The organism is Rhizobium sophoriradicis, assembly GCF_025200795.1.
Lineage (GTDB): Bacteria > Pseudomonadota > Alphaproteobacteria > Rhizobiales > Rhizobiaceae > Rhizobium > Rhizobium sophoriradicis.
This window is the reverse complement of sequence record NZ_CP104154.1, coordinates 571623-595862: the sequence shown is the minus strand read 5'-3', so window position 1 is coordinate 595862 and position 24240 is coordinate 571623. Positions and strand designations below refer to the sequence as shown.

At 61.5% G+C, this 24240-nt stretch carries 16 protein-coding genes and 1 pseudogene; 9 read left to right on the top strand and 8 right to left on the bottom strand.

Features of this window, described 5'->3' with window-relative positions:
• Positions 1-158: 158 nt before the first annotated feature.
• From N2597_RS28260 to N2597_RS28250, 3 genes are read left to right on the top strand one after another with little or no spacing between them, the layout of a single operon-like run.
• Positions 159-1184 (top strand): ABC transporter substrate-binding protein, encoded by a 1026-nt coding sequence (locus N2597_RS28260; RefSeq protein WP_040112540.1) that lies wholly within the window; start codon positions 159-161, stop codon positions 1182-1184.
• Positions 1181-2221 carry a FecCD family ABC transporter permease gene (locus N2597_RS28255; protein WP_040141803.1) on the top strand — a complete coding sequence of 347 codons (1041 nt, stop codon included), beginning with the start codon at positions 1181-1183 and terminating at the stop codon, positions 2219-2221. The genes N2597_RS28260 and N2597_RS28255 overlap by 4 nt, the downstream gene beginning before the upstream one ends.
• Positions 2218-2979 (top strand): ABC transporter ATP-binding protein, encoded by a 762-nt coding sequence (locus N2597_RS28250; protein WP_183602117.1) that lies wholly within the window; start codon positions 2218-2220, stop codon positions 2977-2979. The genes N2597_RS28255 and N2597_RS28250 overlap by 4 nt, the downstream gene beginning before the upstream one ends.
• A gap of 24 nt (positions 2980-3003) precedes the next feature.
• Here the strand turns inward: N2597_RS28250 and N2597_RS28245 are convergent, their stop codons facing one another.
• Positions 3004-3471 carry an Lrp/AsnC family transcriptional regulator gene (locus N2597_RS28245; RefSeq protein ID WP_009995216.1) on the bottom strand — a complete coding sequence of 156 codons (468 nt, stop codon included), beginning with the start codon at positions 3469-3471 and terminating at the stop codon, positions 3004-3006.
• 150 nt (positions 3472-3621) lie between these two features.
• On the opposite strand from N2597_RS28245, the gene N2597_RS28240 reads away from it, so the two are divergent.
• Together N2597_RS28240 and N2597_RS28235 are read left to right on the top strand one after the other, a co-directional pair.
• Positions 3622-4800, top strand: a complete 1179-nt coding sequence (locus N2597_RS28240; RefSeq protein ID WP_096770527.1) for an amino acid aminotransferase — start codon at positions 3622-3624, stop codon at positions 4798-4800.
• Positions 4801-4833: 33 nt separating this feature from the next.
• On the top strand, positions 4834-6462 hold the full coding sequence (locus N2597_RS28235; protein WP_183602119.1) for a thiamine pyrophosphate-dependent enzyme: 1629 nt from the start codon (positions 4834-4836) through the stop codon (positions 6460-6462).
• Between the two features lie 6 nt (positions 6463-6468).
• On the opposite strand, the gene glgB is transcribed toward N2597_RS28235, so the two are convergent.
• The 3 genes from glgB to N2597_RS28220 are packed head-to-tail and all read right to left on the bottom strand — an operon-like array spanning position 6469 to position 15185.
• The gene (glgB, locus tag N2597_RS28230; protein ID WP_077989112.1) at positions 6469-8679 is read right to left on the bottom strand and encodes a 1,4-alpha-glucan branching protein GlgB; all 2211 of its coding nucleotides are present in this window, start codon (positions 8677-8679) and stop codon (positions 6469-6471) included.
• Complete coding sequence (gene treS, locus N2597_RS28225) at positions 8676-11957, bottom strand: maltose alpha-D-glucosyltransferase (protein WP_183602121.1); 3282 nt, start codon at positions 11955-11957, stop codon at positions 8676-8678. The genes glgB and treS overlap by 4 nt, the downstream gene beginning before the upstream one ends.
• Positions 11958-15185 (bottom strand): alpha-1,4-glucan--maltose-1-phosphate maltosyltransferase, encoded by a 3228-nt coding sequence (locus tag N2597_RS28220; protein ID WP_183602123.1) that lies wholly within the window; start codon positions 15183-15185, stop codon positions 11958-11960.
• Positions 15186-15262: 77 nt separating this feature from the next.
• Here N2597_RS28220 and N2597_RS28215 point away from each other — a divergent pair.
• From N2597_RS28215 to N2597_RS28205, 3 genes and pseudogenes are all read left to right on the top strand, one after another.
• Positions 15263-15588 (top strand): annotated as a pseudogene (locus tag N2597_RS28215) (hypothetical protein).
• Between the two features lie 62 nt (positions 15589-15650).
• The gene (locus N2597_RS28210; protein ID WP_183602203.1) at positions 15651-16526 is read left to right on the top strand and encodes an MBL fold metallo-hydrolase; all 876 of its coding nucleotides are present in this window, start codon (positions 15651-15653) and stop codon (positions 16524-16526) included.
• Between the two features lies 1 nt (position 16527).
• Entirely contained in the window at positions 16528-17301 is a 774-nt protein-coding gene (locus N2597_RS28205) for a phosphotransferase enzyme family protein (protein WP_009994434.1), read from the top strand.
• Positions 17302-17405: 104 nt separating this feature from the next.
• Here the strand turns inward: N2597_RS28205 and N2597_RS28200 are convergent, their stop codons facing one another.
• Together N2597_RS28200 and N2597_RS28195 are read right to left on the bottom strand one after the other, a co-directional pair.
• A complete protein-coding gene (locus N2597_RS28200; RefSeq protein WP_077989108.1) occupies positions 17406-18449 on the bottom strand; it encodes a magnesium and cobalt transport protein CorA in 1044 nt (347 codons plus the stop codon).
• Between the two features lie 134 nt (positions 18450-18583).
• Positions 18584-19294: a DUF4272 domain-containing protein gene (locus N2597_RS28195; RefSeq protein ID WP_183602125.1), complete on the bottom strand. Its 711-nt coding sequence runs from the start codon at positions 19292-19294 to the stop codon at positions 18584-18586.
• 201 nt (positions 19295-19495) lie between these two features.
• Between N2597_RS28195 and N2597_RS28190 the strand changes: the two genes are divergently transcribed.
• The gene (locus N2597_RS28190) at positions 19496-21379 is read left to right on the top strand and encodes a methyl-accepting chemotaxis protein (protein WP_077989106.1); all 1884 of its coding nucleotides are present in this window, start codon (positions 19496-19498) and stop codon (positions 21377-21379) included.
• Between the two features lie 65 nt (positions 21380-21444).
• On the opposite strand, the gene N2597_RS28185 is transcribed toward N2597_RS28190, so the two are convergent.
• Positions 21445-22896 carry an NCS1 family nucleobase:cation symporter-1 gene (locus N2597_RS28185; protein WP_040141824.1) on the bottom strand — a complete coding sequence of 484 codons (1452 nt, stop codon included), beginning with the start codon at positions 22894-22896 and terminating at the stop codon, positions 21445-21447.
• A 143-nt stretch (positions 22897-23039) separates the two neighbouring features.
• Complete coding sequence (locus N2597_RS28180) at positions 23040-24239, bottom strand: alpha/beta hydrolase (RefSeq protein WP_086156608.1); 1200 nt, start codon at positions 24237-24239, stop codon at positions 23040-23042.
• Position 24240 lies beyond the last annotated feature (1 nt).

Genomic DNA, 24240 nt, shown 5'->3' with positions numbered 1-24240 from the left:
AGCAGTCGTCGCTGAACCACCGCCGGTCTCCGGAATGAAGGGTGCCCACCGCATCGGTGCTGTCGATTTTGCGATAAGTTGATTTATTCGGTCTTGTTTCCTTGCTTCTCCTGAGGCTATACCGCGGCCGCATATACTCACGCACCGGGGATTTCTTCGTGACCAACCTCAAATCGCTTCTGGCCGCCTGCGGCCTCTCCGCCCTTATCGGCCTTGCCGCAACCCCATCGCTGGCGGGTTCGACGACCTACCCGCTGACGCTTGAAAACTGCGGCGCTGAGGTGACCTTCAAGAAGGCGCCCGAGCGGGCCATCGGCCTCGGCCAGAACAGCGCGGAAATCCTGCTGCTGCTCGGCCTTCAGGACAAGATGGTGGGCACCGCCTTCTGGCCGAGCAAGGTCCTGCCGCAGCTTGCCGAAGCCAATGCCAAGGTGAAGCTCCTGACCGTCGAGATGCCGACGTTCGAATCGATGCTTGCCGAAAACCCCGATTTCGTCGCGGTGGCGCTGCCGAGCCTGGTCGGGCCAAACAGCAAGATCGCCAAGCGCGATGATTTCGACAAAGTCGGCGTCGCCACCTATCTCTCGCCCAGCACCTGCCTCAGCACCAAGGACGTCAAGGACCAGTACGGCAGCCGCGCCGAACTCTGGAACATGGATCTTCTCTACAAGGAGATCGACGAGCTCTCGCAGATCTTTAACGTCGCCGATCGCGGCCAGGCGCTGATCGCCGATTTCAAGGCGCGTGAGGCGAAGCTCCGCTCCAGCGTTTCCAAGGACGGCAAGAACCTTTCCTACGTCTTCTGGTTTTCGAGCCCCAGCCCGTCTGCCGATGCCTATGTCGGCGGCAAGAACGGCGCCTCCGGCTTCATCGCCGACCTGCTCGGCGGACATAACGCGATAACAGCGGAAGCGGAGTGGCCGACCGTCGGCTGGGAGGGCATCATCTCCGCCAATCCCGACGTGATCGTTGTCGCCAGCCTCGACCGTAACCGCTGGGAGCTCGACAAGCCTGAAGCCAAGATCAAGTTCCTGAACAGCGATCCGGCCGTCAGCCAAATCCCGGCGGTCAAGAACAAGGCGCTCGTCGTCATGGACGGACAGGCGATGAACCCAACTATCCGCACGATCTACGGCGCCGAGCAGGTGGCCGAGCAGCTGAAGGCCCTCGGTCTCCTGAAGTGACCGAAGCGGGCCGCCCCTTCCGGCAGTTGGGAGCAGCCGTCGCGCTGCTCCTGGCCTCCCTCTGCCTTATCGCTGTCGCTATCGGCGTCAGCGTCGGGATCGGCGACCTGCCGATCCCACTCGCCACTACATTTTCGGCCGTCACCAACCGGCTTGGCTGGACCACCGTCGAACTGAACCGCATCCATGAGACGGTGATCTGGGATTATCGTCTGAGCCGCGCGCTCGTCGCCGCTTTCTGCGGTGCGGGGCTGGCGCTGTCGGGCGCCGTCATGCAGTCGTTGTTGCGCAATCCGCTTGCCGAACCCTATGTGCTCGGCATCTCGGCTGGCGCCTCCACCGGGGCCGTCGCAATCGTCATTCTCGGCATCGGCTCCGGCGCGGTGTCGCTGTCACTAGGCGCCTTTGCCGGCGCATTCGCCGCCTTTTTCTTCGTGGCGCTGCTCTCGAACGGCACGCGTGGCGGCGCCGACCGCACCATCCTTGCCGGTGTCGCCGCTTCGCAGCTTTTCAACGCCTCGACCTCCTATATCGTCACGACCTCGGCCAATGCGCAGCAGGCCCGCGACGTCATGTTCTGGCTGCTCGGCAGTTTCGGCGGCGTGCGCTGGCCGGAGTTCGCGCTGGTCTCGATCGTCGTCGGCCTCGGCCTCGCCGCCTGTCTGCTCTACGCCCGCGTGCTCGACGCTTTCGCTTTCGGCGACGAGGCAGCCTCCTCGCTCGGCGTCAATGTCGGCCGTGCGCGCATGGTGCTCTTTGCGCTGACGGCGATGATGACGGCGACGATCGTCAGCATGGTCGGCTCGATCGGTTTCGTCGGCCTTGTCGTGCCGCATGTCGCCCGATTCGTCGTCGGGCCGCTGCATATCCGCCTCCTGCCGGCCTGCGCGATAGCGGGAGCGATCTTCATGGTGTTCGCCGATATTGCCGCGCGCGCCCTCATTCCCGGTCAAATCCTGCCGATCGGCGTGGTCACCGCGCTCGTCGGCGTTCCCTTCTTCTCCATCATCCTCTATCGGTTCCAGCGCGCATCATGAGCATCAAGGCCGACAACCTCACCTGGAAAATTGGTAGGAAGACCATCGTCGACGGCGTATCGCTGGAGGCGCAGCCGGGCAGGATGCTGGGCCTGCTGGGGCCGAACGGTTCCGGCAAAACCTCGTTGCTGCGGCTTCTCGCCGGCCTGCGGCGGCCGCATTCCGGCAGCGTCACGCTTGACCGGAACGATATTGGAAAGATCGGCCGCCGTTCGATCGCCCGGCGCATTGCCTTTGTCGAGCAGCATGCGACGACCAATGCCAATCTGAAGGTCATCGACGTAGTCAAACTCGGAAGGTTTCCGCACCGCTCCATGTTCTCGGGCTGGACGAAGGCCGACGAAGAAGCGGTCGAGGCAGCGCTCACCCGCGCCGGCATGGCGGAGAAGCGCGACGATCGCTGGCAGAGCCTGTCGGGCGGCGAAAAGCAGCGCACCCACATCGCCAGGGCGCTCGCCCAATCACCGCAGGAGCTGATCCTCGACGAACCGACCAACCATCTCGACATCCAGCACCAGATCGGCCTGATGCGGCTCGTCTCCGGCCTGCCGATCACCAGCATCGTCGCCCTGCACGATCTCAACCATGCCGCCATGTTCTGTGACGAGCTGATCATCATGCAGCACGGCAGGATCGTCGCCTCCGGCGCGCCTGAGGACGTGCTGAGCGAAAGCCTGTTGCGCGACGTCTTTTCCATCGAGGCCCGCGTCGAGGCCTCCCCCTATCATTCGCGCCCGCACATCCACTACCTCAGGTGAGGTGGCCGGAGCCGCGCGACGCTGTCACGTCACGATCTGCAGCGGCAGAGCCGTTGTTTTTTTGATCGTTTTCAGGACGATGCTCGATTTGACCGAGGCCAGATTGTCGGTGACCCGGATCATCCTTTCGAGAAATTGGCTGAGATGGTCGAGATCTCGCGTCATGACTTTCATCAGAAAATCGGCGTCCCCCGTCTGCGAATAGCACTCCAATATCTCCGGCGCAGTCTCGATGAAGCGATGGAGCCGCTCGTTTCCACCTTCGGTATGCGCTCTGAGGCTGACGAGCGTATGGGCGACGACGCTGAAACCCAGTTTCGCGGGGTTGAGAATGGCCACGACGCTCTGGATATATTGCTCCTTGCGCAGCCGTTCCAAGCGGCGTGCGCATTGGGTGGCGGACAGGTTGACCTTCTGCGACAGCTCGCCCTGCGTCATCTCGCTGTTTTGCTGAAGCGCCGCGAGCAATTTGATATCGAACTGATCAAGCATGACTCACCCGAGATGAGGGGAATTTCGGCATAGTATAGCCATTTTACGCAGAATGTCTGCACCGACACACTGAAACAGGCAGACAATCGCAGAGTTTCGCCGTGCAACTTCAGTTAATCTCCAACCAAAGGATAAAACGGAGGTGTACCTGTGTTTGAAGAACTGAATAGCCGGCCGGCCGACAGCCTGCTTGCCCTCATCAAAGCCTTTCAGGCCGACGAGCGGAGCGGAAAGATTGACCTCGGCGTCGGCGTCTATCGCGACGCGATGGGCCGCACACCGGTCATGCGGGCCGTGAAGGCGGCGGAGCAATTTCTTCTGGAGACGCAGGACAGCAAGAAATATCTCGGCCCGGAAGGCGATCTGCAATTCGTCCGTCTGCTGCAGCCGATCATTTTCGGGCAATCGCCGGCCTTCGAGCAGCGTCTTGTCGGCATTCAGACGCCGGGCGGCAGCGGCGCGCTGCGTCTCGGCGCGGAACTCATCCAGACGGCAATGCCATCGGCGAAGGTTTTGCTGGGCACGCCGAGCTGGCCCAACCACGCCCCGATTTTCGGTTCTGCGCGGCTGGCCGTAAGGGAATATCCCTTCGTCGACCTCACCTCGCAGCAGGTGAAATTCGAAAGCGTGAGCGAGGCTTTATCTTCCGCCAACCCAGGCGATGTCGTGCTTCTTCACGGCTGCTGCCACAACCCGACCGGCATCGATTTCACCATGGAAGAGTGGCGGCGGATTGCCGAACTCCTCGTCGCGCACAAGCTGGTACCGTTCATCGATCTTGCTTATCAAGGGCTCGGCGACGGTCTTGAACAGGATGCAGCGCCGACACGCATGATCCTCGAAACCGTCGACGAGGCGCTGATCGCCTATTCCTGCGACAAGAATTTCGGTCTCTATCGCGAGCGCGTCGGCGCGCTCTATGTCATGGCCCGCAACAGCAATGAGCTCGGAAAGGCTGAAAGCAATATGGCCGCCCTCGCCCGCGTCAACTGGTCGATGCCGCCCGATCATGGTGCGGCGATCGTCAGGACCATTCTCGAAAATGCCGAGATGTCGGCAATGTGGCGCGCCGAGCTCGATGAAATGTGCGAGCGCGTCAACGGCAATCGGGCTTCACTCGCCGACGCAGCACCCGATCTCGCTTTCATCCGCCGGCAGCGTGGTCTGTTCTCCAATCTCGCCATGTCGAAGGATATCGCGGCGGTCCTCCGAGCCAGGCATGGCATCTACATGGCCGAGTCCGGGCGGATGAATCTTGCCGGTATGCAGCCGGCCGACGCCGGCGCCATCGTTGCCGCACTTCGAGCCGAAGGTTGCTTGAAGCAATAGTGACATAACCGAACCAAGCCATTGGATTTCCAGATGAACAGGAAAGAGACGACCGGCCAGGCGATCGCCCGTTCGCTTGTCGCCCATGGGGTCGACACGGTCTTCGGCATTCCGGGCGCCCACATGTATGACTTCAACGACGCCCTTTACGGCGCCGGCGACAAGCTTCGCTTCATCCATACCCGGCATGAACAGGGCGCCGGCTACATGGCCTACGGCTATGCCAAATCCACGGGCCGGATTGGCGCCTATACCGTTGTCCCCGGCCCGGGCGTCCTCAATTCCGGCGCGGCGCTGTGCACCGCTTACGGCGCCAATGCCCCGGTGCTTTGCATTACCGGCAACATCATGTCCCATCTGATCGGCCAGGGCAGAGGCCAGCTGCACGAGCTGCCGGATCAGCTCGCGACAATGCGCGGAATTGCCAAAGTGGCGGAGCGCATCAATCACCAGTCCGAAGCCGGCCCCGTTTTATCAGGGGTCGTTTGCAAGATGCTCTCCGGCCGGCAGGGTCCGGGGGCGATCGAAGCGCCTTGGGATGTGTTTGGACAATCCGGTCCCGAAGTCAATCTCCCCATTGGCGCCAGCGCGCCTCATCCGGCCGTCAACCCCGATCAGCTCGCTGCCGCAGCTGCACTGATATCAGGCGCCAGGAATCCGATGATCATGGTCGGTGGCGGTGCGGCAGATGCCGGGGCCGAGATTGCCGCTCTTGCGGAACTGCTGCAGGCGCCGGTTACCTCCCATCGCTCCGGCAAGGGCATCGTCGCCGACGACCACCCGCACTATCTGAATTTCGTCGCCGCCTACGAATATTGGAAGAAGGTCGACGTTTTGATCGGCATCGGCAGCCGGCTCGAATTGCAGTTCATGCGATGGAAGTGGCTTCCCAAGGGCCTCAAGATCATCCGCATCGATATCGATCCGACCGAAATGGTTCGTCTCAAGCCCGAGGTGGGCATCGTCGCGGATGCCGAGGCCGGAACGCAGGCGCTGATCGATGCGCTGGCAGGTTGCCGTCACGAGGATCGCACCAGCGAGTTCGCCGAACTTAATAAAAAAGCCAGATCTCGTTTCTCAGGCGTGCAGCCGCAGCTCGCCTATCTCGATGCCATTCGCGAGGTTCTTCCAAGAGACGGCTTCTTCGTCGAGGAAGTCAGCCAGATGGGCTTTACCGCCCGCTTTGCGTTCCCGGTCTACGGTCCTCGCCAATATGTGACATGCGGCTATCAGGACAATCTCGGCTTCGGCTTCAACACTGCGCTGGGCGTGAAGACAGCCAATCCTGACAAAGCCGTCATTTCGATTTCCGGCGACGGCGGCTTCATGTTCGGGGTGCAGGAACTTGCCACCGCCGTCCAGCACAAGATCGCCGTCATCGCCATCATCTTCAACAATTCGGCCTATGGCAACGTCCTGCGCGACCAGAAACAGGCCTATAATGGCCGCTACCTTGGGTCCGATCTCACCAATCCGGATTTTGTCGCCCTTGCGAAGAGCTTCGGTGTCCGGTCATACAGGGTGACGAGCCCCAGCGAATTGAGAATCGTGATCGAAAAAGCCCTATCCCTCGATGAGCCGGTTCTCATAGAAGTTCCCGTCGACAAAGGATCTGAAGCAAGCCCCTGGCCATTCATTCATCCGGCTCCCCACGTCGAGTGAACCCGATCACGGCGACGGTCCCGTGAGGAAGATCGTCGCCAGCGGCGGCAGCGTCAGCGACAGAGAGACCGGTCGTCCGTGGGCGGGGATGGGTTCGGTCGAGAGTGCACCGTTGACAAGGCCGGAGCCGCCATATTCCCGCGCATCCGTCGTGATCCGCTCGATCCACAGGCCGTCCTGCGGAACGCCGATCCTGTAGTCGTAACGCGGCACCGGCGTGAAATTCGATAGGACAAGCACGGATGAGGAGCGGTCCTTGGCATAACGGAGCATGCCCAGAACGGAATTGACGGCGTCATCGGCTGTCGCCCATTCGAAGCCCTCGGGATGAAAATCGCCAAACTGCAATGCCGGTTCATCGCCGTAAAACGCGTTCAGATCCTTCACCAGGCGCTGAATGCCGACATGCGCCGGCCGGTCCAGCACCTCCCAGCTCACCGAAGCGTCGTGGTTCCATTCGCCCGGCTGGGCGACTTCACTTCCCATGAACAACAGCTTCTTGCCGGGATGGCCCCACATGAAGGCGAGATAACTGCGCAGATTGGCGAATTTCTGCCATTCGTCTCCCGGCATCTTCGTCAGCAGCGAGCCTTTCCCGTAGACCACCTCGTCATGGGAAATCGGCAGCATGAAACGCTCGGAATAGGCATAGATCATGCCGAAGGTCATCGTGCCGTGGTGATAGCTCCGGTAGACGGGATCCTTCTCGATATAACTCAGGCTGTCGTGCATCCAGCCCATGTTCCATTTGATATCGAATCCGAGCCCGCCCTCCTCCGGCGGTTTGGTCACACCCGGCCAGGCCGTCGATTCCTCGGCGATGGTCATGGCGTGCGGGCTACGCTCGTGAATGATACTGTTGAGGTGCTTGAAGAACTCCACCGCCTCCAGGTTCTCGCGCCCGCCATACCGGTTGGGAATCCATTCGCCCTCGTTGCGGCTATAGTCGCGATAAAGCATCGAGGCGACGGCATCGACGCGCAATCCGTCGACGTGGTAGCGCTCGAGCCATTCGAGCGCGCTGGCGATCAGGAAGCCTTTCACCTCGTTGCGGCCGAGATTGTAGATCAGCGTGTTCCAGTCGCGGTGAAAGCCTTCGCGAGGATCCTCGTGCTCGTAGAGCGCGCTGCCGTCGAAACGGGCAAGACCCCAGACATCCGTCGGAAAATGGGCCGGCACCCAATCGAGGATGACACCAATGCCGGCGCCGTGACAGCGATCGACGAAATAGGCGAAATCCTCCGGCGTCCCATAGCGGCCGGTCGGCGCGAATAGGCCGAGCGGCTGGTAGCCCCACGAGCCGCCGAACGGATGCTCCATGATCGGCAGCAATTCGATATGGGTAAACCCCATGTCGCGGACATAGGGAACAAGCCGCTGGCTGAGCTCGGCCCAATCGAGATAGCTGTTGCCGTCCTGCCGGTCGCGAAGCCAGGAGCCGGCGTGCACCTCGTATACGGAGATCGCGCCTTCGAGCCTCGCTTGCCGGTCGCGGCCTTTCATCCAACCGTCATCGGTCCATCGGAACGGCGTCGACGATGCAACGATCGAGGCGGTGGATGGGGCGGCCTCGCTTGCCCGCGCCACCGGATCGGCCTTCTGCGGCAGGCAATTGCCATGCGCGTCGACGATCTCGAATTTATATCTTTCGCCGGGGGCCAGCCGGGGAACGAATAGCTCCCATACCCCGGCCGATTGCCTCAGCCGCATCGGGTTTCGCCGGCCGTCCCAGGCATTGAAATCGCCGACGACGGAGACCCGGCGGGCATTCGGCGCCCAGACGGCGAAACGAACGCCCGCGACGCCGTCGACCGACATTGCCACCGCGCCGAGCGTCCGGCTCAGACTATAATGGGTGCCTTCGGATATCAGATGAAGATCGAGTTCTCCCAGCAGAAGACCGAAGCTATAGGGATCTTCGGTGAGCTGCTCACCATCCGGCCATTGGATCCGCAGCCTGTATCCCATTCTCGAAGCCGTGGCAGCCGCAAACAGGCCGGACGGGTGAGCGATGCTGAAAGGCGTCACCACCCTGCCGCTTGATGCTTCGATGAGATCGACCGCCTCTGCTCCGGGCAGATAGACGCGCACGACGGTCATGCCGCCGGCCTCGTGCGGACCAAGGATCGAGAAGGGATCGCCATGGCGCCCCTCGATCAGAGCCCAGAGCGCATCGTGTCCGATGCCTGAAAGAAGTTCCGAGCGTTCAACATTCATGCATTGACCCCCGCTAAGCGCGATACGATTTCGGTAAGGCCGGCGAGCGGGATCGGCAGCCACTTCGGCCTGTTGCGGGCTTCATAGGCGATTTCATAGGCGGCCTTTTCCAGAAGAAAGGCATCCAGCACCCGCCTGCGTTGTTCGGCCGGCATGGCAAGCGCCTTCGAGGCGGAGACGGCCTGCCAATAGGCCGCGAGGAAGGCCGCCTCGGCATTGCGTCCGAAACGGGCAATGGCATCGCGGCGGACCTCGTTCTCATGTTCTGTCACCGCGTCATTATCGAGCTGGGCGGTGGCGACGAGATAGCTGAGCGAGCGCAAAAGCCCGGCGACATCGCGCAGGGGAACCGTCTTGGCCCGGCGCTCGGCGAGATTTTTCGCGGGCTCGCCTTCGAAGTCGATGATGACGGCATCGCCTTCGCTGACCAGGATCTGGCCGAGATGGAAATCGCCATGCGTCCGCGTCATCAGCGTGCCGCGGGCGCTTTCGGCAAGGCTCGCGCCAAGCTCGACGAGTTCGGAGCGGCGCTCGAGAAGCGGAGCGGCGAAGAGATCCACGGCGGGATCGGCATTCTCCTCGCGTTCGGCAAGCTTTGACATGGCAAAAGCGACCTCGCCCGCCACGGCCTTCTTGATCGCCTCCACCTCATCGTCGCCGGCAACAACAGGGCTGAACGCGGCATCCGCGTTCTCGCCGGCGAGCACCACATGCAATTCGCCCAATCTCATGCCGACCATGGCGACGAAGCTGATCAGCGGCCGGAAGACATCGTCGCCGGGCTCTACCGCCGGATCGGCCAGCACGAGTTCGTCGGCTGCGCGCCGCAGATTGTTCAGCATCCAGTTCCAGGCGTCGCCCTGGTTGCGGATCGCACCCTGGACGATGATCAGGGTCGAGCGGCGCCCGCTGGAATCCGTGTGCGCGACTTCGCCGAGCAGCGGCGCGGTGTGGTCGTAGCCGGCGCGGGTCAAAAACCGCGTCATCTCCACCTCGGGATGGATGCCCGGGAAAATGTGCCGGATCAGTTTGATCATCGCAATGTCGCCGACGATGAGCGAACTGTTGGATTGTTCGGCCGAAAGCCAGTGGACCGGCATGTCATCGGTGATCTGAAGGCGGTCGAGCCTTTCCGTGCCGAGGAATTCCAGGGTGCCGGTGCGCCCGGTAGTACGCGAGCGGTCGGCAAGCCCGCGCAGGATGCCGCGCGCCATCCGCTCCACGGCAAATCCATCCGTCAGGAATCCGACCCGCCTGCCCTGCCGGACACGCCCGAGCGCAAGCTGCTGAGTCAGCGCCGATGGCTGCGCATCGTCCCAGGCGACGGTCAGCGGCAACTGGTAGGATTCGGTATGATCCGGCAGCACTGCTTCCAATTCGCCGAGAACGACGCCATCGGCGAAAGGTATCGGCGTTGCGGAGATCAGCCTCGCCGCCTGAAGCGGCTGATCCTTGGCTCCGAACCAGCGCCGTCTTTTGAGATAGACCGGCAGAATTTCGCTGCTCAAGACACGGGCATGCGCAGGTTCGTCAACGAGATCGAGCAGCCCGCGGCGCAGGACCATCGTCATGAAATCAGGTAGCTGCTCGGGCGGCGCGGTACGCCAAGCCGGCGGATCGGCATCAGCCTCCAGCTGAAACCAGAAGAAGCCGTAGGGGGGCAAGGTCAGGAGATAGGTCAACTGCCCGATCGGCGGAAAGGGCGACATGCCGGTCAGCTCGATCGGCACGCGGCCTTCGAAGGCCGAAAGGTCGAGCTCGACCGCCTGGGGCAGCCGCGAGAGGTTTGCGACACACATCAGCGTCTCGCCGTCATATTCCCTGAGGTAAGCGAGGATCTTGCGGTTCTCGGGCGAGAGGAAGCGCAGCGAACCGCGCCCGAACGCGGGATGCCGGCCGCGCAGCGACAGCATCTTGCGCGTCCAGTTGAGCAGCGAATGCGCATCCGTGCTCTGCGCCTCGACGTTGACCGCCTCGAAGCCGTAAAGCGGATCGGCGATCAGCGGCAGGACGAGGCGGGCCGGGTCCGTCCGGGAGAAGCCGCCGTTGCGGTCCGGTGACCATTGCATCGGCGTCCGCACCCCGTCCCGGTCACCGAGATAGATATTGTCGCCCATGCCGATCTCGTCGCCGTAATAGATGACAGGCGTCCCCGGCATCGACAGAAGAAGCGCGTTCATCAGCTCGATGCGGCGGCGGTCGCGCTCCATCAGCGGCGCCAGGCGCCGCCTGATGCCGAGATTGATGCGGGCCCGCTTATCGGAGGCATAGGTTTCCCAGAGATAGTCGCGCTCCGCATCCGTCACCATTTCGAGTGTCAGTTCGTCGTGATTGCGCAGGAAGATCGCCCACTGGCAATTCTCCGGAATCTCAGGCGTCTGGCGCAGGATATCGGTGATCGGGAACCGATCCTCCTTGGCGATCGCCATATACATGCGCGGCATCAGCGGGAAGTGGAAGGCCATGTGGCATTCGTCGCCGTCGCCGAAATATTCGCGTGTGTCCTCCGGCCACTGGTTGGCTTCGGCAAGCAGCATCACGCCGGGATGCGTAGCATCGAGGGCGGCGCGGATGCGCTTGAGGATCCCGTGGGTTTCCGGCAGGTTTTCGTTGATCGTCCCCTCACGCTCGACGAGATAGGGGATGGCGTCAAGACGAAAACCGTCGATGCCGGTCTCCAGCCAGAAGCGCATCACCTTCAGCAGTTCCTCCATGACAAGCGGGCTGTCGAAGTTGAGGTCCGGCTGGTGGGAATAGAAGCGGTGCCAGTAATAGGCGCCGGCAACCGCATCCCATGTCCAATTCGATTTTTCGGTGTCGATGAAGATGATGCGCGTTTCCGGAAATTTCTGATCGGTATCCGACCAGACATAGAAATCCCGCTCGGGTGAACCCGCCGGAGCCTGGCGGGCGCGCTGGAACCAGGGATGCTGGTCGGAGGTGTGGTTGATGACGAGCTCGATGATGACGCGGATATTGCGCTGGTGGGCGGCGTCGACGAAGGCCCGGAAATCCTCCAGTGTCCCATAGTCGGAGCTGACATTGCCGTAATCGGCGATGTCATAGCCGTCGTCGCGGCGCGGCGAGGGAAAGAAGGGCAGCAGCCAGATGGCGTTGACGCCGAGCGCAGCGATATGATCGAGCTTGGCGTGCAGACCGGCAAAATCGCCGACGCCATCACCATTGGCGTCGTAGAACGACTTGATATGCAGCTGGTAGATGATCGCATCCTTGTACCAGAGCAGCGGCTCGGTGTTGCCGGGGTTCATCGTGTCCATTCATGCCTCCGCTGCGCGAACGCGCCAGATCGCAAAGGGCAGAATCTGAGGATTGAGACTGATAGTCTGCCGTTTGCCGTTCCACCTGAAACGATGCCCGCCGACCAGATCCTCGACGTCGAGCGCGCCGCTGTCCCCGAGTGACCATTTCCAGAGCGGCAGCTCGACGTCGCTTTGCTGGAAATTATGGGGGTCGAGGCTGATCGCGATCAGCAAAACATTGTCGCGCGCGCGGCTCGCCTTTTCGAAAAACAGGATATTGTCGTTCCAGGCGTTCAGCAGCGTCAGCCCGAGATGCGAGTGCAGCGCGATGTTTTCGTTGCGGATGCGGTTGAGCATCCTGATTTCGGCAATGATGTTGCCCGGCCGGTCGTAGTCCCAGGCGCGGATTTCGTATTTCTCGCTGTCGGCATATTCCTTGCGCTTGGCGTCGGGGCGCCCCTCGCAAAGTTCGAAACCGTTGTAGACGCCCCACAATCCGGAAAGAGTAGCGGCGAGTGCGGCGCGGATCAGGAAGGCCGGGCGCGGCGCGTTCTGCAGAAAATCCGGGTTGATGTCGTGGGTGTTGACGAAGAAGTGCGGCCGGAAGAATTCCTTCGGCGCCGTCTCGGTCAGCTCGCGCATATATTGCTCAAGCTCCCACTTGGCGTTGCGCCAGGTGAAATAGGTATAGGACTGGGAGAAGCCGATCTTCGCCAGCCGGTACATCACCTTCGGCTTGGTGAAGGCTTCCGACAGGAAGACGACATCGGGATGGCGCGCCCTGATATCGCCGATCAGCCATTCCCAGAACGGAAAGGGCTTGGTGTGCGGATTGTCGACACGAAACAGCTTGACGCCCTGGTCGACCCAGAGCTGGACGATATCCCTCAGCTCCACCCATAGGGAAGGCAAGGCGTCTTTCGTGTAGAAATCGACATTGACGATATCCTCGTATTTCTTCGGTGGGTTCTCGGCATATTTGATCGTGCCGTCGGGGCGCCAGTCGAACCACCCGGGATGCTCCGTCAACCAGGGATGATCCGGCGAGGCCTGGATGGCGAGGTCCAGCGCAATCTCCAGCCCGTGCCGGCTCGCCTCCTCGACCAGCCGGCCGAAATCCTCGAAATCGCCGAGCTCGGGATGGATGGCGTCGTGGCCGCCCTCTTCCGAGCCGATGGCATAGGGGCTTCCGGGATCGCCGGGTGCGGCCTTCAGGCTGTTGTTGCGCCCCTTGCGGTTGGTCGAGCCGATCGGGTGAATGGGCGGGAAGTAGAGCACGTCGAAGCCCATGCCGCGGATGTCAGGCAGTCTCGGAATAACATCGTCGAAGGTGCCGTGCCGGTTGGGATCGCCGCTCTGCGAACGCGGGAAGATCTGGTACCAGCTGGCGAAGGCCGCTTCCTTACGTTCCGCATCGACAGCGCTTGCCGTTGAGCGAAGCCGGAACGGCCGCCTGTCGGCCCTGTTCATCAGCTCGGATGTCTCGGGAGCGAGCAGGATCGTCGTGCGCTCGCGATCGGACGCGTTTTCGAGACTGTCGATCAGAGCCTGCAAGTCGGCGCCGAGCGCTGCCGGCGCTTGCGCCTGCGCGGCGCGAACGAGGTTCAGCCCCTCCTGGAGCTCCAGCTTCAGGTCCAGTCTCGCATCGTTCTTCTTGGTCAGCTCGCAACGGAAGACCGCGAACGGGTTCCTCCAAGCCTCGACCGCGAATTCGTAGCGGCCCATGCGCTCCAGCAGGAATTCGGCCCGCCAGCGGTCGTTCTCGACCAGTTGCATCGGCGTCTCGTTCCACTCCGCCATGGCGTCATGCGGCCGCCAGAGCAGGACAGCTGCGAGCGGATCGTGACCGTCGGCAAATATATCGGCCTCGACGGTGACGCTCTCACCGACGATGCGTTTGACGGGAAACCGCCCGTCATCGACCCGCGGCATGATGTTTTCAATGGCAAGCCGCGGCGACGCCGTCGCCTGCTCGACGTCGAAGGCCGGCCTCGATGTGATCGGCTCCGGCGCCTTGCCTTCTATCACCCGGGTCTCCCCTGCCCGCAGGCGAAGGGTCGCGCCATCGGCAGTGACGGGAAGAAAACCGGAGGCGGCCTCGCGAAGCGCCGTCACCGGCGCAGGCGCGCTTCGCCTGAGGTCCCGGTTGAGCAGGATGAAGCGCACATCTGACGCGCTGCGAAGATCCTGCGCCTCGGATTGAACAAGCACCGAAACCGGCCCATTGGCATTGCGGATCAAGCGAAGCGAGGGAGCCCGCGCCTGGCCGGCCTTGCCGATCCCGCTGTTGGCGAGCCGGATCTCGGATGAGATATCAAAGGCGAGATCATGACGCAGCCTGCGCAGGCCCGAGCCATCGCCATGGGTCGGATCAAGCGGTGTCGCCGCACCATATTCGAAACCCATGGGAATCATGAGGCCGCCGCCGAGCGAGGCGGCAAGCCGCAGCGCTCGGACGGCGCGCCGCTCGAGAATTTCACGGCTCTCGGTTCCATGCGCAATACGCCTGGCGAAGGGCGGCTCGGGAAAGGCAACCTGCCAGCCGAGCGGCTCTTGGATACGATGCTCCTCGACGAACCACCTCTCGTCGAGATCCCACCAGGCCATCGATGAAAAACACCCATCGAAACCCGCACCGGCAATGGCGCTTCTCACCGCAAAGTCGGTGCCGGGCGTCCAGGCGAAGAATTGCGCTTCCGCCCTCTCGCGCACACCCGCGATCAGCGATTTGAAAAAGGCCGGCGCCGCCCGGTCGATCCCGAGAACCCGATAGCCGGAAGGACCGGCGCCGGACAGACGCCGCAGCCGTTCGGTCCATTCCGCCAGAAGCTGCGACTGCCGCTCCGCTCCCATCATGGTCATTGGCTCCGCCGGATCGAGCGGCGAGCGCCGGGGATCAACGGGACGAAAACCTGCTTGCGGGTCACGCGCCTTCCCATCGAGCATCAGATCCATCATCAAGCCGACGCCACTCTTGCCGGCAGCCTCCGCCAGCCGCGATACTCCATCCGCGACTGCGCTTCCGAGCTGCAGCTCAGGATCTAGGCGATCAAAGTCTTGCGAGGAAAAGACGCTGCATTGCTTGCCCCGGTCGAAAAGGGGAGCCGTCAGCACATGGTCGAAACCCGTATCGGCCGCATGGTCGAAAACCTCGCGCCATGCATCGATACCCTGGAGAAGTAGCGGATTGACATAATAGATCCTGGGTGGGGTGCTCACCGCACCCTGCTTCGCAGATAACAACATCGGCCGCCGCCTCGAGTTTGCTTTTCAGGCAAACTTCCTTTGGCGGAGGTTGTTCCACGCGACCCGTCAATTTACGGCTGCATGGGACATCGCAGTCGGCTTGCGTGCTATGTCTCGCTTCCTGGAGCATCGACACCGATCGCTCGACATCAGACAAGCACGGCCTCTTCGAAATCCGCGAGGAGGCCAGACGCTTTATCTCGCAGGAAAACGCCAAAGAGCAGTGGGATTTGTTGGAACCTAATGCGAAAGTGCTGGTCCTCGCTGCGGACGCAATGGACCCCGAAAAGCCTTGGTCGCTCCACCCAGCGAAATCGTGATATGCGCAGCCGCCGTGCCGAATGGCATGATGAGGCGGTGGGATGTGCATGTGGCGGTGGAGCGGAAGCCTGCCCGTCCGTAGAGGAAGCAGGTAACATTTGTGATATCAATCGAATTCTCGCGATTTTACAAAGGCGACCAGACGTGAACCCACAGGTGGAACTAAGCTCCTATCCCGGACTCGACGAGCGGATTGTGATCGTCCGGGCGGGAGACGAAGTGGATGCTGTGTTTGTCAGGACCAAAAGGTTCAATGTCATGATCGATACGCTCGGCACGCCCGAGCTGTGCCGGAGAGCGCTGGATCTGCTTGAGCAAAGACCCGAGGCGCGCCCACTGGTCGTTGTCAATTCGCATATGGATTGGGATCATTTCTGGGGAAATGCCGCCATTGCAGGGCGTGCTCCCATCATCGCGCATGCCGCAGCCCTCGACCGCCTGCGCGACCCAGCGACACGGCAGGTCCTGACTGATAAGGCGAGCGAGGAATCGCGGTTTCGCGATGTGGAGATCATCGGCCCCGACATCACTTTCTCCGGCTCGATGGTTCTGAACGGCGGCAATCTGACGCTCGAACTCATCCATACTCCGGGACACACGCCCGACCATATCGCCGTCTGGATTCCCGAATTGCGCATCTGCCTCGCCGTCGACGCAGTGGAATATCCCATTCCTGAGGTCTGGAGCAGAAGTGCAGATGATCTTCGCCTGATCCGCTCCTCGCTCGAGCGTATCCGTGACCTTGATGCGAGGCTGGTCATCCCTGCACATGGCAGGACGTCCTCCCCTTCGACGGTCGCTGAAAACCTGGCCTATTTCGAAACTTTGGCCGATCGCGTCGGTCGTTTGAGCGGGAGCCGGCTCGCGGACCCGGAACTCGGCAGCGCAAGTGGGTTCAGGCTGGAAGACTTCGTCGCCATTCCCCAGGACATGCCCTCGGCGACTTTGGCGTTCTACCGGAGCTGCCATGAGACAAATCTGGGCGCCACGATTGAGGCTCATGGCGAGGGGAGGCCATGACGTGAAACAGTTGGAGGGCGGACGGACCGGGCAGATCTGGCGCGACGGCGATAGCGTGATCAGACCATCAGGCGCATGGACGCCGACGGTGCATCGGTTTTTGCGCCATCTCAGGAATAGAGGCTTCCGGGCAGCGCCGGAGCCCATCGCGATATCAGCCGAAGGCGACGAAGTCGTCAGCTACGTCACCGGGCGCGTCTGCGAAGACCTCAGCGATCCCTTTGTCGGATCGGAGAGCATGCTGATATCGGCAGCGAGGCTTCTGCGCGGGTTTCATTCGGCCTCTGAAGGTTTTCTGGAAGCGGATGGCGAGATCAAAGCATGGATGCTGCCGCCGCAGGAGCCGCGGGAGATCGTCTGCCACGCTGACTTTGCGCCTTATAACGTCGCCACCGTAGATCACGAGGCTGTCGGGATCATCGACTTCGACACCGCCCACCCCGCTCCGCGCCTGTGGGATCTCGCCTATGCGGTCTATCGCTGGGCGCCTCTCTCCGATCCCGCCAATCCGGCTGTTGCATTCAGTCTCGACGAGCAGTTGCGGCGGGCGGAAATCTTCTGCACCGCCTATGGAGCGACGGCGGAAGAACGGCGCCTGCTTCCGGAGATGATCTGCAGGCGGCTTCAAGCTCTCGTCGACTTCATGCTGGCAAGTGCGGCTGCCGGAGACGAAGCCTTCGCCGAGGATGTCTCGGCGGGAGACGCACGCCTCTATCTGAACGACATCGGTTATGTCGGCATGAACCGGGATCGGCTTTTGAAAGCGCTGTCCTGACTAAAGCGTGTCGTGATTTTTCAGATTCGCTCGTTGTGCTTTAGCTCTTTATCTTCTCGCATGTCGTTGCCGCAAAACCGCTGCACACTTTTGCGCGACATGCTTTAAAGCCACTTCCGCCTGCGGAAGAAGGTGAAAAGGCTGAGGCAAAGGACACCGATGACGCCGAGCACGACGAAATAGCCGTATTGGAACTTCAGTTCCGGCATATCGTCGAAATTCATCCCGTAAATGCCGGCGATCGCCGTGGGGACGGCGAGGATCGCCGCCCAGGCGGCGAGTTTGCGGGCAATCGCCGTCTGCTCCGTCTGGCCGATCATCACGCTCGCCTCGAAGGCGAAGGCGAGGACCTCACGCAACGCGTCGATATCCTCCTGGACCCGACGCACGTGATCCGTCACATCGCGAAACAGCGACTGCAGCGTCGGATCCATGCCGGGAAGGTCGATGTGCTCGTATCGCCGGCAGACATCCACCAGCGGCACCACGGCGTTGCGCAGCCGCAAGAGCTTGCGACGCAAGAGGTACAGCCGTTCGATGTCGGACTTTCCCAGCTGTTCGCGCAGCACCAGATCTTCGAGTTTCTCGACCTCCTCCTGCACGACCTCGATGACGGGCATGTAGTTGTCGACGATGAAATCGAGGATGGAATAAAGGATGTAGTTCTCGCCATGGGCAAGCGCGGCAGGCGTCGCCTCGCATCGCTGCCTGACTGCCAGATAGGAAGAGGACTCTCCATGGCGAACGGAAACGACATAGCCGCGGCCGACGAACAGATGCGTTTCGCCGAAGATGATCTCGCCATCCTTCATATGGGCGGTGCGGGCGACGATGAACATCGCGTCCCCGTAAATCTCCAGCTTCGGGCGCTGATGGGGCTGCGCCGCATCCTCGATCGCCAGCGGATGGAGATTGAACTCGGCCTGCACCTGGTGCAGCAGCACTTCGTCCGGCTCATGCAGGCCGATCCAGACGATGGCGTTCTCCCGGCTGCGCCATTCGCCGGCTTCTTCTATTCTGATGTCGCGAATGCGCTGCCCGTGCTGGTATACGGCGGCAGCCACCACGCCCCGCCGCTCATGCCGCGGCGAGTCAGAGCCGTTGCCGGCCTGCGACGAAACACTGTCTGGATCCTTCAACCGTTCCAAATCCTGCCGTCCTCCATTTCCAGGAATAGCACCGCTATCCCAGCCTCCTCGCCGATCCGCATCGCGGCGATCATAATGCTATTTCACTAAACATGCATCCGCCTTGGTGGAAGCCGCGCAGGCGCAGGACGGCATCATGTGTCCGTCGAGATATCGTCCCAGTCCTGATCCATGTAGCCGATCAGCCAGTTGAAGGCGTAGTGGCGTTCGTAAACGACGCCCTTGTCCAATCCGGCGGGCGGTTCCTCTCCCTTCAGCCGGGCGTTCACGACAGCCCAATCATAGCGGTAGATCAGGTCGGCAGCGTCGAGCAGCTCCTTCTGCGGGCGCAGCCTGGCGCGGCGCATCAGCCCATCCGTCCCCAGCTCCCTGAGCGCGTTTGCGATGAACGGAACATCGCAAATATGGTCGGGACGTTCGAGCTCCGGCGCAATCCCGAGCGCCCATAACATGACGTGGACGCCCTCGTAGCGCCAAGCGAAATTCACCCGGTCCTGCTCCGATGGGTTGGGATCGTCCATGAATGCCCGTTCCTTCGGAGTAAAAAATTGTGCCGCGTCGAACTGCCGGATGAGCGTCTGGCCCATGGCGTGGTCGCCGGTCTCACCTTTGACGGCAACGATTACAAGCGCGATGGCGCGCTGAACGACAACCTTCCTATCGCGCCGGGTGCTGCCGCTCTCCGTTTCGACGGCCGGCAGATGATCGATGGTCGGCACGCCTTCGGACTGAAGCTGGGCGATAGACCGGGCTTTGCGGGCCTGCGCCTCGTCAGGGGTTTGAGAAACGGCTGTCTGCACCGGAAGGATCAATGCAAGAAGGACTGAAAATATGCGCTTCATCATGACTGGCTCCTGTCATCGCTGACGATTATGGATAGGCATTTTCCTGTCTGAGCGGGATCATGAACACGCAAGGCGCGGCAAGTTTCCGGAAAACTGGTAAACGGCCTTGTTACCTCTCGGAACACATCGTTAAATTCTTTTCGTTACAAAGAGATCTCATCAAGCCGGTATGACGCCGGGACCGTTCGATGGGGACTTTTAATGCGTCGTCCAAACATTAAATCGAGTTTGCTGTTGATTTTCAGCGGCATAGCTCTTCTTTTCGGTCTCGTCGCCTATCTTGCGGTCGATGGTCTCCGAAACACGAACGGCTCCACCGAGGAAATTGCAAACCATTGGCTGCCGAGCGTGCAGGCTTCGCAGGCGATCAATCTCGCCATGTCGAATTTGCGCCTCGCCTATCGTGATCACATCATCGCGCAGACGGATGCGGAAAAGAAGACACGCGAAGAGGCCATCAATGTCGCCGAGGATACGGTCGGCAAATCGGTGGACGCTTATCTTCAGCTGGCGTCATCCGACCATGAGCGCGAGCTGATCAAGACGATCAAGGAGAGCGTCGGGGGCTACATCGCCAGCAGTTCGCAGCTGCTCGCCCTTTCCCGCGCCAACAAGACCGAAGAAGCCGGGCAATATCTGGGCGGCGAGATGCGCTCCTATTCGGACAAGCTCAAGGAAGCGACGTCGAGCCTCGTCGAGCTTGATGTCAGCGGCAGCAACAAGGCTGCCGAACTCAGTAAGGAAACCTTCGCCTCGATAGAATTCTACCTTCTTGCCGCGATCGGACTTGCGGGATTGCTCGTTCTCGGCGCCGTCGCCTTCGTGCTGAAGAGCATCGCCAACCCGATCGCCGGCATCACCGTCTCGATGCGGCGCCTAGCCGAGGGGGACACCGGCTCGGAAATTCCCTTTGCCGACCGCGCCGATGAGGTCGGCTCGATGGCTGCGGCAGTAGAGATCTTCCGCCAAGCGGCGATTACGAACAAGCGGCTGGCGCTGGACGCCGAAGAAAACCGTAACAAGGCGGAGGCCGATCGCGTTGCCGCCCAAAAGCAGGCGGAAGAAGACGCTTCGGAGCGGCTGCGCATTGCCACCTCGGGTCTTGCCGCCGGTTTGAAGCGGCTCGCCGCGGGCGACCTCGCCTTCCAGCTCAACGAGGCCTTCGCTCCCGATTTCGAGGCGCTGCGCCACGACTTCAACCAGTCGGTAGCACAGCTCGGCGCTACGCTGAGAGCAATTTCCGAAAGCATCGGCACGATCGACGAAGGCACGCGAGAAATTTCTTCCGGCGCCAGCGATCTTTCCAAGCGCACGGAGCAGCAGGCAGCCTCGCTCGAGGAGACGGCCGCCGCGCTGGAACAGATCACCGCCAACGTGTCGAATTCCAGCAAGCGGACCGAGGAGACGCGCACGGTCGCCACAGAAGCAAATCGCAGCGCCGGGATCTCCGCAGAAGTCGTCTCCCATGCAGAGGAAGCGATGGAACGCATCGAGACCTCGTCGCAGCAGATTTCCAACATTATCAGCGTCATCGACGAAATCGCATTCCAGACCAACCTTCTGGCCCTGAATGCCGGCGTGGAAGCGGCGAGAGCCGGCGAAGCGGGCAAGGGCTTTGCCGTCGTCGCCCAGGAAGTGCGCGAACTCGCGCAGCGCTCCGCGAGTGCTGCCAAGGAAATCAAGGGCCTGATCCAGAATTCCTCGAAAGAGGTGGAGAGCGGCGTGAAGCTGGTGCGCGATACCGGTCAGGCTTTGAAGACCATCGGCGGCTTCATCACTCAGATCAACCAGCACATGGATTCGATTGCCACGTCTGCGAAAGAACAGTCGATCGGCCTCAGCGAAGTCAACGTCGCGGTCAACCAGATGGATCAGACCACCCAACAGAACGCGACGATGGTGCAGCAGTCGACGGCGGCATCGGACTCGCTTGCGCAGGAAGCCCAGAAGCTTCGCGAGCTTGTCGCCCAGTTCAGGCTAGACGATACGGCCTCCGGCCAATCCACCACCCTTCGCGCGACGGCGAGATCCATGGCCCAACCCGCCGGCCGCCCTGCCATCCATGCGGTTGCCGCACGCCGCTGAACGAACGTCTGCAGGAAATCCGAGGTAAAAGGCGCCCGGCCATTTGCCCGGCGCCTTTTATTTGGTCATGCGGCGAAGGCCGGATTGCGCCGCGCGCCCATCCTCAGCACGAAATAGATCGCTCCGCCGATGGCGACGCCGAAGAACCAGCCATAGGTGCCCCACCAATCTGGCAGGATCGAGGTGAAGGTCGGCAAGATCGAGGAGAACAGCGCGCCGACCGCGAATGCGATGAAGGCATTGCCGTGCCAGCCGTTCTGGAAGCGGAACTCGCCATTCTCGCGGTAGAGCGCTTCAACGTTCAGCTGGCTCTTCCGGATGAGATAATAGTCGACCATCATGATGCCGAAGATCGGACCCATCGTCGAACCGATGAAGTTGACGAAATGTGCCGCACCCGTTTCCCAGGGAGCAAACGGATAAAGCACGAGAGCGATCAGGGCGGCGATATATCCCCCGCGTTTGAAGTTGATCTGGCGCGGGAAGACATTGGCGAAATCGAAGGCCGGCGACACGAAGTTCGCCACGACGTTGATGCCGAGCGTGGCGACTGCGAAGGTCAAAGCGGCAAGCAGCGCCAGGAACCAGCTATCAAATTTCGCCGAGATCATTTCCGGATGCAACAGCACCTCGCCGTAGACAGTGAAGGCGGCTGTGGTCGTGACGCCTGCGACGAGGCAGAAGGCCAGAAGATTGATCGGCAGGCCCCAGAGGTTACCCTTGCGCAGCGCCTTTTCGCTCGTTGCGTAACGCGAGAAATCGCAGAAATTCAGGTAGAGCGCAGCGAAATAGGTGATCCAGGTGGCGGCGACAGCGGCAAGCGCCGCAAACGAGCCGGGCTCGCCCGGCACGCCGGCATCCTTGGTCTTTTCGATCAGCACGTCGCGCGGGATCTCCGAACCGAAGGAAAAGGTGCCTGATTTGGCGACCAGATAAACCGCGAGGATCAGCATCATGATCCAGACGGCAGGGCCGGCCCAATCCTGGAACTTGCGGACCGTTTCCATGCCACGTTGGATGATCAGCAGTTGCAGCGCCCAGACGATGACGTAGCAAATGAGCTCCAGCGTCGAATGTCCAAGCATGTGGCTGTTCTGGTGAAAGGCGAGCAGGCTCTCGTTGCGGATCAGCAAGGCAACGATCGCACCGGACGCCGCGGCCGTCTGCGCCCCGTACCAGAAGCAGGCAACCACCGCACGGACGAGTGCCGGAACGTTGGCGCCGAAGGTGCCGAAGGACGCTCGCGCCAGAACCGGAAAGGGTACGCCGGTGCGCACGCCGGCATTGCCGACCAGGCTCATCAGGAAGAAGATGACCAGAGAGCCGATGCCGATGGCGATGACGAAATTGACGAAGCTGCCGCACAGCAGGAACAGGCTCGCCGCCAGGTAATAGCCCCACAGGCTGTGGACATCAGACGTCCAGACGTTGAAGATGCTGAATGCACCCCATTTGCGCTCCGCGGCGGGTGCAAGGTCCTCGTTATACAACGAGGGAGACGGATCTCGAATGCTCATGAATGCCCTCCCATATCCCCTGTGGCGACTCGACCACGGGGGGAAGTCTGCGCTTCATTTAGGCATCTGACAATTTAATAGTCAAATTGTACACAATGCTGATGGCCGCATTGTACAGATCCTCCGGAGCGCGCCCGGGCCAGTCAGTGCGCGCCGACGAAACGTCCGGCCAGGCGAAACGGGCTTGCGACGGCAGCGCCGGCCGCATCGAAGACATAGGCGCCGACATCGCCGGCGGATGCACGCTTGCCGCTTTCGAAGGAGGCAAGCTGCGCGCCGTACTTGGCGAGCGACGCGTAGCGGTCGTGCCCCAGCCCGTCCGACGCCTGGATCGACGTGATGTCGATGACCCGAAGCCTTTCCCGCAAGGCTTCCTCCCCGATGACGGGATCGTCGATATCGAGGCGTCCAACCCGCGGCCTCTCTCCCGCAATGAAGCTCGAAGCAACCAGCGCCCGGTCGTCCTTCGAAACAAGAAGTGAGATCGGGATCGGCATTCGCCCGATATCCGCAAGCTGCGAGCGGAAGACGTCGACGTCGATATCGGGGGCGGCGAGCACCACCGCCAGCTTGCTGATGACATCGTCGCGATGCTGCAGCTTGAGCTGCCGCACGGTTTCCATGACCAGGAACCCGCCCATGCTGTGTCCGAACAGGATGATGCGTTTCACCTTGCCGGAAGCAGAGAGCGAGGTGACGAGCGAACCGAGTTCGCTACGCGAGGAAAGCGCTGCGTCGCGGTCGGCGACATATCCGGCGACGGCTGCGGCCGACGGCCAGGAAAACAGGATCGGGGCACCCGGAATTTTCGCGTCCGCAGCGATCTGCGCGGTGCGAAACAGCGCTTCCTGATAACTGTAATTGTAGCCGTGCACGAAGATGCCGATGGTGCCGTCGGATTGCACGGAGCGGATTGCCTCCTGCACGAAGGCATCCTTTGGAAGCTGCTTGCGCCCGGTGACGGCAAATTGCCGTTCGGGATCAGGCCTTGACGTCGGATAGCTAATCACCGTGCCCTTCCGGCCGGGAGGAACTGAAAATTCGTACTGTTCATAGGTAAGGGTCTCGGACCATGCGCTCCCGAACCCGCCTAGGATGGCATCAGCGCTCCGGTTGGTCGCAGCCAGGACGCTCACCCGTTCGGAGGTGACTTCGGAATGAAGCGCCTCATTCAGATGAACCGGCTTAAGAACATTCGGCGACGGCCTTGTGGCGCAACCCGAAAGCATGGTGAGCGCGATCGCCGCAAGGATCACTGGGCCTGCTTTCGGTAGCAATTTCAAACGCCGTTTCACTATCGCCCCCTCCCCTTCTATGCCGAAGACGCGTTTCAGTGCGCTCATG

Excerpts from the sequence above, each read along its gene's own strand:
- N2597_RS28250 (WP_183602117.1), top strand. The coding sequence starts at position 2,218 with ATGAGCATCAAGGCCGACAACCTCACCTGGAAAATTGGTAGGAAGACC.
- N2597_RS28245 (WP_009995216.1), bottom strand. The coding sequence starts at position 3,471 with ATGCTTGATCAGTTCGATATCAAATTGCTCGCGGCGCTTCAGCAAAAC.
- N2597_RS28235 (WP_183602119.1), top strand. The coding sequence starts at position 4,834 with ATGAACAGGAAAGAGACGACCGGCCAGGCGATCGCCCGTTCGCTTGTC.
- glgB (WP_077989112.1), bottom strand. The coding sequence starts at position 8,679 with ATGAATGTTGAACGCTCGGAACTTCTTTCAGGCATCGGACACGATGCG.
- treS (WP_183602121.1), bottom strand. The coding sequence starts at position 11,957 with ATGGACACGATGAACCCCGGCAACACCGAGCCGCTGCTCTGGTACAAG.
- N2597_RS28220 (WP_183602123.1), bottom strand. The coding sequence starts at position 15,185 with ATGTTGTTATCTGCGAAGCAGGGTGCGGTGAGCACCCCACCCAGGATC.
- N2597_RS28195 (WP_183602125.1), bottom strand. The coding sequence starts at position 19,294 with ATGATGAAGCGCATATTTTCAGTCCTTCTTGCATTGATCCTTCCGGTG.
- N2597_RS28190 (WP_077989106.1), top strand. The coding sequence starts at position 19,496 with ATGCGTCGTCCAAACATTAAATCGAGTTTGCTGTTGATTTTCAGCGGC.
- N2597_RS28185 (WP_040141824.1), bottom strand. The coding sequence starts at position 22,896 with ATGAGCATTCGAGATCCGTCTCCCTCGTTGTATAACGAGGACCTTGCA.
- N2597_RS28180 (WP_086156608.1), bottom strand. The coding sequence starts at position 24,239 with ATGAGCGCACTGAAACGCGTCTTCGGCATAGAAGGGGAGGGGGCGATA.